This window comes from Cyclobacterium sp. L-R (assembly GCF_056859355.1).
The window spans coordinates 83,112-97,216 of record NZ_JBSXOH010000033.1 but is presented as its reverse complement, the minus strand read 5'-3'; the positions used below and the strand labels follow the sequence as shown (position 1 = coordinate 97,216).

Here is a 14,105-nt window from a genome sequence, read left to right as displayed (position 1 = left end):
TCCGTCCTGACAATAGTCAGGGGTGAAGCCTGTCCCGTGTTTACGGGAAGTGTTGCAATCGCAAGAAAATCAGGCTGTTTGGAAATTTTAGCATAGCACCGCTATGGTGAAATTGAAAACAGCAACGAAGTGGCTGATTTTAAAGCGATTTCAGCATGTAATAGAATGTCTATTGCATATTTCGGGTTAAAGCCATTTCTATTTATGCTCTGGAGCCCAAAGGAAAATACAATTAGAATTGTTGAAACTTTATGATTAAGCGCACCATTAATTAGCGTCTACTCATTCGCTTCAATAGCTTAAAATGGGACAGAATTCCTCCAACATAACTCATCTGATTGGGCTGAATATTGTGATCGGCCAACACTGCATACAATATCTGACTGAGCTGAGGGTAATACATATGGTGTATGTGCGGGAATAAATGATGAGCGATGTGATTGTTAAAACCTCCCAAAATAAAGTTGGCCGTTTTACTGAAAGGATGCATATCGTTGGAGCTCTTGATCTGGTTCATTACCCAAGAAGTTTCAATCGTTCCATCTTCAGTTGTCTCAGGATACAGGGTTCCCTCAACATGATGCGTAATAAAAAAGGTCAGCAATAGAAATAAAGATTGTGCCAAATGCATGGCTAAAAACCCCAATAGCACTATCGACCAAGCCTGTTGAGAATAAAGCAAAGGTAAGCCCATGATCAGCACAAAATAGCTGCTTTTTTGGATCCAAAATAAAAGGTGATAGCCTCGATTCTTTACCTGATCGTATTCATCCTTGGAATAAAGCAAGTAGAAATCTTTCACCAATATCCAAAAAAGGGAATAGGTGGTATAGGCAATTGGTGCATAGATCGGTTGAAATTTATGGTACCAAAACCAGGGACTTCCAGGAATTATCCGAATCAATTTTGAAATCCTCAGATCGGAATCGTAATCTTTAACATTCGGTGCAAAATGATGGGATTGCACATGTCTTTGCTTCCAGGCCTCTCCGTGCGCACCTACAAGTGTGTACAAAGCAATAAAGCAAAGGTTATTGACTTTTTTACTTTTAAAGAGGCTATTGTGTGAACAATCGTGAGAGAAATTGAAAGCAAGCAACAAGGTCATAAAGCCAAATGACACATAGGTCAATATAAACAATGAAGGACTTTGGACAATAAATAACAGGGCATAGAAAATCACGGACAAAGAAAAATAAAAGGAAAATTTAAGGATATTTAATATAAGGAATGCCTTTCTATCAATAAGCAATTCCTGCTCCACTTTCCTATAAATGGTCTGTAGCAATTCACTGTCCTGGGCTATATGAAGGTGTTTATTTCTCAAAAGGCATGGTCTGTAGGGTTCTATTGGCTCCCATGTATTTCAAAAACCTAAAATGTGCGGCAATTGATTTACCATAAGGCATTTCCATATAAGTCAAACCATGTTTATCCGCCAACTGCCGAAAGAGAGGCAGTATTTTCAGGTAATGGACATGACTAATATTGGGCAACAAATGATGAAGGGCATGTGCATTGAATCCGCCGAGTGTCCAATTCAAAAGAACACTATTGGCATTATAGTCTACAGAAGTACACATTTGAAGCTTGGCCCAACTCATGTTTAGTTTATTATTGGCATCAGGCTGGGGATGCGCCACATAATCTGAAACATGTGACACCCCTAAAACAGCTACAAAAATGAGGGAAATCATAAAGTGATTCAATAGAAACGCAAGCATGACAATTCCCCAACCAAAAGGCAATAGGTAAACAGGAAGGAAAATCATGTACCCAAGGTACAGCACTTTGTAAATCAACAATTTGAATACTTCCTTTCGTGGTATTTCGACTTTAATAGTCCGACTTGAATAATTCAATAGCATTAAAGTATCTCTAAAAAAGAACCAGTTAAGCGAATACAAAAGATAAAGAAAAGGTGCGTAAATGTATTGATAGCGGTGAAACCACTTTAATTCCTGGGTTTCAGTCATACGGAAAACGGGATTGTTTAATACATCAATATCACTTCCCTCCACATTGGTATACAGGTGATGGGATTCATTGTGGTTTTTACCCCAAACATAGGCATTGTTTCCCTGAAGGTTAAAGCTAAAAGAGAAAAGAAATTTATTCCAAAATTTACTTTTTACCGCCACACCATGTGCAGCATCATGAGAAACATTGAAGGCTGTCAGTAGCACAAAAAAGCCCATTAGTAAATAGAAAACAAAGAAGCTAGCAAGGTTAGTACTCGATAACATCAAAATATAAAACAAAAGGTCTAGACCAAAATAAAGGAAAATCTTAAAGTACATGGTACTGTTCCCTGATTTCTCCAGTTTATTCTTGGAGAAATATTCCGACAGAACTTCATTCAGTTCCTTGTAAAAAGCCGTCCCTTCATCCTTGGTAAACTTTAATCTATTCATAGCCGAGTATTCCTTATGATTTACTTAGTAATATAGCACAAAAGTACCTCAGTATTAGCGATAAACTTCTAAGCAGGCAAAATTTTACCCCACTATATTTGCTTCTTCTCCCGACCAAACGCGCTCAGATCAGTTTTCTGTCACCCGCATCACTCCTTTCATCATTCTCCAATGTCCCGGAAAGGAACAAATGAATGGATAATCACCAGGTTTGTCAGGTGCGGTAAAGTCCAATTGAAACACTTGGTTAGAATTGACCAATGGTGTAAAAAACAATACCTCCTTCAAGTTCGGCACAAAGTTTTTTTCATACCCATCTTCCAGACTGGCCATATTGTCTGCCGCCACCCCTACTTTTTCAGAAGCTCCGGGTTCAAGGATCAACACATTGTGGGGCATTTGATCTTTGTTATCGAACAGGATGGAAACCGTTTTTCCCGCTTTCACTTCAAAGCTCTCTTTATCAAAAAGCATTTTACCTGGAAGTGTTGCCAGGTTAATTACAATTTCTCCTTTTTTATTGTCAGCAGTCTTTTGTAAAACCCGCGATTCTTCATCAGGGTACAGCAGTTCCAAATGATCTTGTTTAAAATTCATTACCGCCGTCACTCCTTCCAAATCTTGAAAGTCTTGCTCCGAAAGTACGTCCACTCCATATTGTGCATACTTGGGATCGTCCATAATAAAACCGGGCACTTGCAATTCTGCTTTAGAAGCCAGAGGCCTGAGTAATCTTGCCGCTTTTTCAGGCTCATCCGCTAGAAAGGTTTTGTCTTTAATGAACATCTCCATCCATACTGGTTTCAGATGCTTAAAGGATTCCTTCAAAGCATAATCCAAGTAATCATCCGTTGGTAAAGCCGAAACCTCCAAGAGGGTATTCACCGTGGCCTCATTTTCAAAATGACTCAAGGCTATTACAGCTTCCAAGCGAACGCGAGGGGAAGCATCTTTGGATAGAATTTTAAGCTTTCGTTGCACATCATTAACTTCATCCTTCCAATAAAACAAAACCCTGGTAGCAGCCGCTTTTATTGGCGCTTCAGGACTGTCCAACAAGCCCTCCAACAAGGAGAGGTTAGGCTGGTTAAATTGCTGATAAACCCATAAAGCTTCCATTCTTAAATGCTCTGAATTTGGATCTTTTTGATCCAATTGATCCACCCAAGTTTGTAGCGCAGGAGCAACCTGTTCCCAATCATATTCTCTCAGTTGAGTTCTGGCCCTATACCTTTCCCTATCCTCATATACTTTTAGCTGATCAAGTAAATCCCCAATAGCTAATTGACTCATGTCTACTACTTTCAGGGGCTTTTTGTCCTTATGGGTAATTCTCCAAATTCTGCCTTTACTTGAATCCCTTAAAGGATCACGGAAATTTTGCTCCCCGTGTTGGATAATAGGGTCATACCAATCTACTACATACAATGCACCATCTGGGCCAAATTTTAAATCAACCGGACGGAAATTCGGATCCTTGGACTGGAGCAGAGGAGTTGTTTCATCTGCCTGAAAACCACTACCATCATCACTTATCACATGTTGTTTTACTCCTTGAAAACCTATAAAAGTATTGAACAAAACATTGCCTTGGGCATTTTCAGGAAAAGCCCTGCTGGATATGATTTCTATCCCACAGGTTTTTGGTTTGACTGGAGAATTCAAGAAATCTTTCATCACCATGTGCTTTTTTGGATAATCAATGTCCACGGTAAGCGGTGGTGCAAAATAATTCATCCCTGTAGAAACATCTGCCACTAAATGTGTCCCATCCCGCATAAAAACATTTCCCCAGGGATTGGCATAAGGATAAGAGATATAGGGTTCCAACTTCATGGTATAAGGTTCATACCTCCAGGTAGTCCCATAAGCACCTCGTCGGGGACCATAGGGCGTTTCAATTTGCGAATGCAAGAAAGTACCCATATGAAAATACAGTGCTCCATCTTGTCCCCAGGTAAAAGCACTTAAGCTATGGTGGGAATCTTCTGTCCCCAAACCACTAAATAAAATCTTTCTGGAATCGGCCTTTCCATCACCATCCGTATCTTTCAAATGGACCAGATCAGGCGCCTGAGTAACATATACGCCCCCATCCCCTTGCTCAAAACCCAGAGGAAGATAAAGACTATCCGCAAAAATGGAATGCTTGTCTGCCTTTCCATCAAGATTGGTATCTTCAAGGATTATCAGTTTATCCAAAGGCATATCCCCAGGCGTATACTGCGGATAAGAAGGCATACTGGACACCCACATTCTACCTTGTGGATCAAACGTTATTGCAACCGCATTGGCGATGGGAAAATCCAATTCAGAAGCAAACAGTTCAATTTTATAACCTTCCTGAAGTACAAACTGGGACTTGGCTTTCTCAAGCTCTTCCAAAGTAGTAGGCTGGGATTTTGTCTTTTTAACTCCTTGGTTAAAGCTTGTGATTTTTTTGGCTTTCTCTATGTCTGCCAGGGAATTGGCAGCACTTCCATTCCATACCACACTATCCAATCGCTCTATAATACCATCAATAACCCTGTTTTCTTCCTTCAACTTCTCACCCCCTGACCACTCTTTGCGTCGGCCATAGATATACTCTCCATTTTGCGCTTTAAACCGATAAAAGAAATGCTGGTTTTTCTTGGCTACCGCTTCCCTAAGCAATTCAAAAGAAGCATTTTCTTCCCAAGTAGCCACTGGAAAGTCCAAAGCTTCAGCCATGTATTCACTTACCTTTAGGTAGCCATTGTCGGTAAGGTGAATTCCATTCGATGTCAGTGCCTCTGATGAACCCATCCACTCTTTGGTAGGCTGGTACAAATCAATAAAAGGAATATTTAAGCTTGCTGCCACCTTGCGCATCTGCTCAGTATACAATGACAAGTTTTGATTGTTTACCTTAGGGTCCGGTAAAAAGCCTCCTATATTTTCCTGCGCAATAGGTGAGACCAAGATAATTTGAGGGCTATTTTCACCATTAAATTGCTGTTGCTGTAAGGGTTTCAAGAAGTCCTGTAGGTCTTTGCTGAAATCGGTCAGACCTTCCTGTCCTTTAAAAGCTTCATTGAGACCAAAACAGGCAAAAATCACATCTGCTTTCTGCTGATGCAAATGATCATCTAATGTACCAAAATCTAAAGGCCTTGGTCTAAGGCTGACTTCATCTGCATTCCAGGCAAGATTCCTTACTTTAAGGTTTCTTTCAGGAAAACTTTTATACAAAAGGGTTTCAAAATAATTGTTGTTCTGAAGTCGATCCGCGAAGGTGTTTCCTATAAAAACAATATTGCTATTGTCCTTTGGATCGAAATGGTGCACTACCTCTTTGCTTTCGCAAGCAAATAAAATAGAAAATGCCAAAATGACCTTTGATCCAAGAAATTTAATTGGGCCTACATTAATCATTTGATGTTGTTTATAAACTAACAGCGTTTAATACATACGGTAAATTGGGCTTTTCGTCTTAATAACTTATTCAAAGACCAAAAGCTAAAACCTCCAAAATTTAATGTATTTATCCTATTAAACCGCTCCGCTCATAACGTATTGCTATTTTTTTTCAGTGGAATAAGCAGGAATTGAAATTTCCTAAAACAATTTGCTCAAATCTACCCCATGCTGTATTGCACGGCGAGAAGTTAGAACAGCTAATGGCTTGCTTTCTCAATATGGGCCTTAAGTTGCCTTTTAAGCTTCTCTTTTCTGTCAAGGTATACCGGAACTTCAGCCAGGTTAATCAATTCCCCCGGATCCTTTGCAAGGTCAATTAACATTTCATCCCCATTGTCATACAATGTGTATTTAAGGTTATCCCCTCTTATCATAAAGCCCAATTCATTTTCCATAAACAAATATTCACGTGGACTGTATTTGTATTTTTGACCATTCAATAAGGCCGCAAACGAAACACCAGGCAGGTTTTCAGGTATGGAAACACCCGCTAAATCACAGAGTGTAGGGAACAGGTCCAAGCCATTGGAAATAATATTTTCCCTATCAACCGAATGAGCATTGGCCATGCCTTTGTACCAAACCACCAAAGGGATATTTGATGATTCTTCATAAAAAACTGTTTTGTGCTCCAGTCTATGAGAAGCGCTCATTTCACCATGATCCGATGTAAAAACGACAATGGTATTTTTGGCGAAAGGTGAAGATTCCAAAGCGTCCAACACCATACCTATTTGAACATCCACCCTTTCTGTCAATCTATGGTAGGCATACCTGTGCATGCGCCAATCTTTTTCCGTCCAGTTCTCCCGGGCATCAATAGTGAAGGAATGCAGTGCTTTCAAATCATAAATCGCACTTGGTTCCGGTGAAGTTGGTTCAAAATTAGCAGGCAGAGGAGGTACATATTTTGCCATAAAATCCTTTTCACTAATGGAATCCGGAATAGCAATGGCTTCCAATAAAGGAATGGGCACCTCGGCAGGAGGTCTATTATTTGGGGGGAAATGCCTGATGGCTTCATAACAGATATCGTGAGGGTTGATAAAGTTCAAAGCCATCAGGAAAGGCTTATCCGAATTCCTTTCCAATAATAAAGCAGTACTTTCTTTTGCCAGGTCATCTCTTTCATCCTTTGAAATAAAGGTTTCAAAACCATAAGTGGAAACGTCATTCCGCCCTCCGGGCAAGTGGGATTTCCCTCCATAAAAAGTTTCATAGCCGGCATTGGCAAAGGCATGGCCCATTGCATTGGGAATTATCTTTTGAAGGGCTGGAATATCTAGTTTACTTGCATTGTGCCGCATACCTATTGCAGTAGGATATTGCCCGGTGAATAGACTAAACCTGGAAGGGGAACAAACCGGATTGGTTACATACGCTTTTTCAAAGCGCATTCCTTTCATGGCCAGTTTATCCATATTTGGTGTCTCTAACCACTCATTGCCAGCACTGCTCATCATTTTGGCATTCTGCTGGTCCGTAATGATAATCAGGATGTTTGGCTTTTTATTTTGAGCCAGCAAAGCGGTGTTGATCAAACAGAGAACAAGCAATACTATACTTTTTTTCATATGCGATTATACTTAATAAATCTTTAGACTAGGAGTAATAAACACTAAAAGTTAATTAGAATTTTCAGGACCTGTTCCTTTTCACACCAAAAATGGATTTGATTAACGAAAAAGTTCTGAAAGCCATAAAACCCAAATTCCTTTATTTAAAAATGGACATAAAAAAGGACCGCTATCTAAACGATCCTTTTATTATAAATAGGTCTAATCCTATGCCATTCTCAAATCCTCCCAACCTTCTACCTCCACCTCGTCTCTTTCAAGAAAATAGTTTCTTCAGCTTTGTGTTTGCCTATATTTCCTGAAGAATCATTCAATTCAAAAGACAAATCATAAAAATAAGTAGGCTGCCCAGAAATCCTTGCACTATAAACCCCATCACCTTTCACAGCATCTGCTCCAAGTCCATCATCCTTCAATTCAATGGAAAAAGAAGATGGTGTTTCGTCCCAATTCACATGTTTCAAAGTTGATTTTTCCTCATTAGGGGATAATGTTAGCATGACTTCACCAACTGAAGCGCCATCATAGACACGCGCTTCTATTCGATCATCATTCAGCACCTGCACCCATTGAACTTGCGGAGCTGTCTTGTCTTCTCCTTTCACTTGAACATTTACTATGCCTTTGTGGATAATATGCTGACCACTAATGGGGCCAGGTGTCCAGTACTCTACATAGAAAGGTATTTCTTCTCCTTCAGGAGTTTCAGAATCCAGAACCGGCATTGTGTATTTGACAGATCCACCGATATGGTCATAATTCTGCCAAGGATCAGCTATCCGAATGCTCACATTGCTCGAATTGATGTATTTGTTGGTAGTATAGGCATCCGTTCGTAAATACTTACCTCCTTCTTCTATCAATAGGACAATCGTTTCTCCTGGATTTGCAATTCCATCTCCATTTCCGACTCCCACTACCATGCTGACTGAATCAACAGCTTCTTTGACAATGGTGAATTCTTTGCCATCAGCAATTACAAAATTCGTTATTCTATCTACCTGGTCCTTAAATAAAATTTCAAACTCCTCTTGCCAGGAAGCCCCTGAATCATCTGTGAAATCAACTTGAAACTTAGCTATATCATACCCTTTACGATTGTTTCTGACTTTGAAAATCCCATTTACCTGTTTCTCTTCCAAGGAGGCCAAACCATTGATTTTACCTTGGGCAGACACAATGTCCAAGCCTTCACTAATGGCACTTATTTCTGCGATGATATTCTCAGATGTCGAAAACCCTTTGTTCAAAACCTTCATTGAAAGTTCAACCACCTGACCACTTTCAGCCCAATCCATGTTCTCAATCTTGAAACTTGTCATGGATAGGTTGGGGCTGTCTTGTGAATTTGCTATTCCTATTTGATGGGCGCTTCCATTAAGTGTTAGCTTAAGCCTACCTGATGCATCGCTTTGAACGAAATACTGCCTACCTTCCTTTGTGCGAAGATCTATGTCAGTCACTTTAAATTCAGTATTTACTTTATAAATAGGAGCAGTTATCACCTGAACTTTTACATTTGGCATCAATTCACCATCTGGTAGAAAATTTCGTACAGCAAGGTTAAAGCCTTCCTTATCCACATTCTCCAATACAGTATAGCCTGAACGGTTTCTCGATGTTTCTACTTTATAATCCCACACTTCAAAATACGGATAGATATCAATATAATCCCATTTCTCAGGGAGAGGCAAAGGAGTTTTAAAGGCTTGCATCATAAAGGCAAACATATCCCCCATTCCACAGGTAATATGAGAAGCTTCATATTGTTTGAACTGGTAGTGAGGGACTGCATTCATCAAATACCTGTTCATGTCCTCATGATAAAACCGCAAACGATCGCTGTTTCCATTGTGCATCCGCATACTAATGGCTTTATAATTATCATACATGTCGGCATGAGCGTACCTCACAGGGAAATCCAAAGGACCAGCAGAAAACTCGCTGGACCCACAAAAATTACCTGCGGCACTTACCCAATCCGGCAATTTAGCTGAAAGCCAAAAGGTCATAAACCCTCCCATAGAAAGACCTGAGATTCCTCTATGGGTACGGTCAGGAATTGTTCGGTAATGAGCGTCTATGTAGCCTACAAATTCCTTAAAATATTCAGGAAACTGACGGAATGTAGAAACCAGACTAACATTGTATGGACTCAGGTTTATTGGCTCAACTTTGAATTGATTCAAGCCATCTACTTTCACGATGATGACATCATTTTCTGAAACAAACTTTTCAATATTGTCCCCGTCATTGTCATCTCCGAAATCATAATCAGAGTAACCACTACCCATAGACCCAAAATAACGTTGGGCCCATCCGTGAAAAAAGTAGATAACAGGATACCTTTTCTCCGAATCTTTTCGATAGCTCGGGGGTAAAAATACCCGAAAGTTTCTATTGTTTGAAAAAGCATTGCTATAATGGTAATCGTCTATCACCTCCACACCGGAAGCCAGTAGGTCTCCTCTGTTTTGAGCCCAAGAGCTTCTTGGTTGAAGCATAAACATTGCAATTACAATTATAAAAATCTTCGCTAGATTCATAGTTTGATAGTTTGGATTCAGCAGCAAAAACAGGGCTTATTTCAATTGTTGAAAATGCTTTATAAGTTGTTCTGTAATCAAAACTGAAGCATCCTTTTGTACCTTATTCGTTGTCAACCAGGTTTCATAGCCTCCAAGCTTGTGCTGCTCAGGTGTAGGCAAATAACCATAAGACCCATTGGCTAGCTCAATCGTAAATGTATTTTTAAAAGGGCTTTTGGCTTTAATATCCAATCCAATCTGAGTAAATACTTCAAATGGCAAGGAAGCAATTCCTATATCATTGATGGCGAATGACTGGAGAACAATATTGACAGAATCAGGATACGCTGACTCCATATTAAAAACACGACGGGAGTAAGTTTTTTCGAGACTGTGGAACAGTGGTTTTGATCCTTCATAGTCTCGAACAGTGGCAACATTTGTAAGTATTTCAGGGGTTGCTCTTCTCACATTAAGCGTCATCTCTGAAAGTGCTGAACCAAGTTTCACCTCCGATTGAAAATCCAATTGCTTATATTCTTGGTATACTTTTTCTGCAATATCATTGGCTACATAATGCATTTTGGCATATGGAGGTAAGGATTCCTTAGGTCTCGGTTTAGAATAATCATTATTGTTAACATCACCTGAAGTTCCATTCGTCATAATTCCAATAAAAGCAGGTAGATCTGAGCCTGTTTCCAATAATTCACTCATACGATTTCCGAAAGCTGCAAAGTAATCCGCCGAGATATGTCCCCTAGGCACTCCACCAACATAATGTAGGGAATAATTAGCCAATAAAGCTATGGGGGTTCCGTCTTTGGATTCTACTGCAATAAAGGACACTTCAGGATCTACAGGACCTGCCGGACGAAGCAAGGCATTGCTATGTCCGGGATTCATTTTAGCTATCTCCAACTGTCCCAATGGACTCATAACAGAATCTTTCATTATCCACCTTCTGTTAAATACATGCTCCGGAACATCTACGCTCCCGAAAGCAATTTTAGCTAACGTTTTGTTTTCTCTTGCAATCTTTACTCCATCTACCATTCTTTTGACAACAAAGGTCTGGTATTCATCAAGAGCAACTCCTACTTCGGGAGATATGCTTTTTAACCCTTCTCCATTAAGGCTTATCCCTGAATGGGTATGTGTTGAGGCCATCATTACATCTTTTGTCGGAATATTTAAATCTCGATCAAGCATTGCTTTGGCAGCATCAAAAACCTCCCGATTAATATGAACATTATCCACAATCACAAACACCAATTCCTTCGCACCATCATCCAAGACAAGGGTCCTTACACTTAGTGGGTCATGAATATAGGTTGCAGGGGGAGAGTTGTAATTGCCAACAATTGGATGTCCCAGATGAGGGGTAATATCAGTAATTGAAGCTCCGGCTTGAAACACCTTATCCTGAGCTATCAAATCCTTTGAAAAAAGAACTGTGCTAATGGTCAAAATCAACCCTAATAATCTTTGAATCCTTATCATCATAATTTTTATTTAATTTTTAAATTGCAGTCAGGCTTATTCTCTAAATGGTATTTTTTTAATGGAGAATCAGAATTCTCTACACCTTCCACAAACATTGCCGCGACAGCGCAGGCACCTTTCTTGCTCAAATGGGTATTGTCTTTCAACCCCTCTGTCAGGTTTTCAAAAACACCTGGTTCAATATGTAAAAACAAGGCTTTAGAATCTTCATCTCCTAATTCACTTAAATAATCTATGGTCATTTTATTCAAGTCTATTAATGGAACGCCTGATTCTTTGGCCGCTTCAATTGAAGCAGTTCCATAATCCCCATGTGTATCCATTGTTTTTCCTTCAGCATCAAATCTTCTTCGGGCAATAGGAGTGGCTATTATGGGCCTGGCGCCAAGGGCTTCAGCTTCTTTAACAAACCTGAGTAAGTTTTCTTTATACTCCCCATAAGCTTCCGTATAGCGATTTGGATCATCAGCATTTTGATCATTGTGACCAAACTGAATAATCAAAAAGTCACCTTCCTGAATATCATTTAAAACCTTATCCCAATGTCCTTGGGCAATGAAATTCTTGGAGCTCCTACCGCTTACAGCTCTATTCACAACTTCTGCTTTGTCATTGAGAAATGCGGGGAGTGCCATGGCCCAACCTCGTCTAGGAAAATTCGAACCACCATAATGCTCATCCATTTCTTCCAAGTTATAATTGCTCATGGTGGAATCACCAATGCTGAAAACACGAACATTTTCTTGTTCACAACTGCAAAAAAGCAATAATATCAAGCTATAAAAGGAGAAATAAAAAGCGCGGGGTTTCAAATGAGTTATCCGGGCCAATAGACCCGGATGCTCATTGTTTTTCATTTGTTTCATAAGTTTTCACCAGTACAAATTACAAAATTGTTTTTTTTAATTGTGAAAAACTTATCACCACCCAGGGTTCTGATCCAAATTTGGATTTAGAGTCAATTCTGTCTGCGGCACACTTTCTAAATAATTTCTTCCAGGATTAAAATTATACCCATTAGGAAGTTCTGTTTGTAAAGGATCCACTAACCCATCTTCATCCAATGTAGGGTTTTCACCTGGAAACTCTTCACTTTTGAATGGATATCCTTTAGGTCGCTCATTTAAAAACAATTCATGAGCAGCCCATCTTTTCCAGTCCTGCTCTCTCAACACCTCAAATGCCAATTCAACCCTTCTTTCTCTTCTAATCTCATACAAAGCGTCTGAAATGGAATACCCATAATCCACTTTATTGGGATCAGCATCTTGAGACATTACCTCAAAGTCCGGCATTCCTACCCTGGCACGAAGTTGATTCAGGGCCTCATAAGCAACTGTTCCGTTCAGCTCTTCCAAAGCTTCTGCATAATTTAGCAACACTTCTGCATATCTGAAAACAATCCGGCCAGCATCATTTGCATTGGCATAACCCAATTCCTGATAAGGATTGGTGTATTTTTTGATCTGAAAACCTGTAGGATTATTTTCACGGCTACCTGCAAATAATGGAGGAGAATCAAACACCACATTGGAAGGGTAATGCTGAACATCTCCAGGTATCCAAATACTTTGCCTTAATCTTAGGTCAACATCAGATGCCAGCATTTCTAAGAAATCATTCCCCTTTTCTTGTTGAGAAATGGTCAAATAATCCAAGGGTTTTCCATCTTGCCCCAAGTGGGAAGTCACATAAGACCATGTTGCACCTAACTCTGAAGGTGTGGTTGTACCATAATAATTTTGATTATGGCCAATAAATTCACCTACATTATAAGCCCTGTACAACAGCACCTCACTGATGCCTCCCATATCGCCTGTTCCAAATAAATCATAATAATCCTGATCAGGATTTCCTGTAGAATAGATGCCTACGTTATAGTCTCCATTCATCAATTCGTTTCCAGCATCCACACAGGCTTGGAAATATTTACTCGGATCAGCACCTTGTGTTCCAAAATCATCTCCACTGTGGTACTTCTGCCAGGTTCCTTCATAAAGCGCAACCCTGCTTTTGAAAGCCAGCGCAGCCTCTTTGTTGATTGAATTGTTTCCCCATGGAGCATCGTCTTTTTTATCAAGGTTAATGATTGCTTTGTCTAATAAAGACAAGATAGAATCCACCACTACGATTCTGGAATCCCTTGGCTTCATCAATTCCGCCTCATCGTCTGGAGTCAAAGCATGAGAATACCAAGGCACATCCCCATAGTTTTGTACCAAATCAAAATATATCCATGCTTTAAAGAACTGTGCTTCCCCCAGGTATTGTTTCCATGTGCTATATGGATCCTCACTCTTGCTGTAATTGTCCAAAAAGATATTTATACTTCTTACAGGTGCAAAATCACTCTGCCAGGTACCCGTCGACAAGGTCGTCTCTCCGTTTAGAACAGCATTAGCAGTTCTATAGGTTATATTATTAGCAGCTCCTTCGCGACCCACCGTAGACATACTGTTCTCATGGTAAGGTAGGCTTTCATAAAATCTCGCTGTATAGTTTTTAAGATCCACTGCGGATTTCCAATATTCATCAATTCCAATCTGATCCAAAGGTGGCTTGTCCAAAAAATCTGTACAAGACCAACCTGAAAAAAATGTCAAAATAAAGACTATTTTTAGTGTATTTTTCATTGTAAT

The 14,105-nt window shown here is 39.8% G+C and carries 8 protein-coding genes; all 8 read right to left on the bottom strand.

The window, feature by feature from the left end; translation table 11 throughout:
- Positions 1–271: 271 nt before the first annotated feature.
- The 8 genes from AC13EX_RS02925 to AC13EX_RS02890 all read right to left on the bottom strand — a co-directional run bounded on the left by AC13EX_RS02925 (position 272) and on the right by AC13EX_RS02890 (position 14,099).
- A complete protein-coding gene (locus AC13EX_RS02925) occupies positions 272–1,327 on the bottom strand; it encodes a fatty acid desaturase family protein (protein ID WP_482891477.1) in 1,056 nt (351 codons plus the stop codon).
- Positions 1,317–2,414, bottom strand: coding sequence for a fatty acid desaturase family protein (locus tag AC13EX_RS02920; protein ID WP_482891476.1), 1,098 nt, complete (start codon positions 2,412–2,414; stop codon positions 1,317–1,319). The genes AC13EX_RS02925 and AC13EX_RS02920 overlap by 11 nt, the downstream gene beginning before the upstream one ends.
- A 129-nt stretch (positions 2,415–2,543) precedes the next feature.
- The gene (locus tag AC13EX_RS02915; RefSeq protein ID WP_482891475.1) at positions 2,544–5,810 is read right to left on the bottom strand and encodes a PVC-type heme-binding CxxCH protein; all 3,267 of its coding nucleotides are present in this window, start codon (positions 5,808–5,810) and stop codon (positions 2,544–2,546) included.
- 242 nt (positions 5,811–6,052) lie between these two features.
- Positions 6,053–7,429: a sulfatase family protein gene (locus AC13EX_RS02910; protein ID WP_482891474.1), complete on the bottom strand. Its 1,377-nt coding sequence runs from the start codon at positions 7,427–7,429 to the stop codon at positions 6,053–6,055.
- A gap of 239 nt (positions 7,430–7,668) precedes the next feature.
- The gene (locus AC13EX_RS02905; RefSeq protein ID WP_482891473.1) at positions 7,669–9,978 is read right to left on the bottom strand and encodes an alpha/beta hydrolase; all 2,310 of its coding nucleotides are present in this window, start codon (positions 9,976–9,978) and stop codon (positions 7,669–7,671) included.
- Positions 9,979–10,014: 36 nt separating this feature from the next.
- The gene (locus AC13EX_RS02900) at positions 10,015–11,466 is read right to left on the bottom strand and encodes a neutral/alkaline non-lysosomal ceramidase N-terminal domain-containing protein (protein WP_482891472.1); all 1,452 of its coding nucleotides are present in this window, start codon (positions 11,464–11,466) and stop codon (positions 10,015–10,017) included.
- A 5-nt stretch (positions 11,467–11,471) separates the two neighbouring features.
- Positions 11,472–12,332 carry a rhamnogalacturonan acetylesterase gene (locus AC13EX_RS02895; RefSeq protein WP_482891471.1) on the bottom strand — a complete coding sequence of 287 codons (861 nt, stop codon included), beginning with the start codon at positions 12,330–12,332 and terminating at the stop codon, positions 11,472–11,474.
- Between the two features lie 54 nt (positions 12,333–12,386).
- On the bottom strand, positions 12,387–14,099 hold the full coding sequence (locus AC13EX_RS02890) for a RagB/SusD family nutrient uptake outer membrane protein (RefSeq protein WP_482891470.1): 1,713 nt from the start codon (positions 14,097–14,099) through the stop codon (positions 12,387–12,389).
- Between the last annotated feature and the right edge of the window lie 6 nt (positions 14,100–14,105).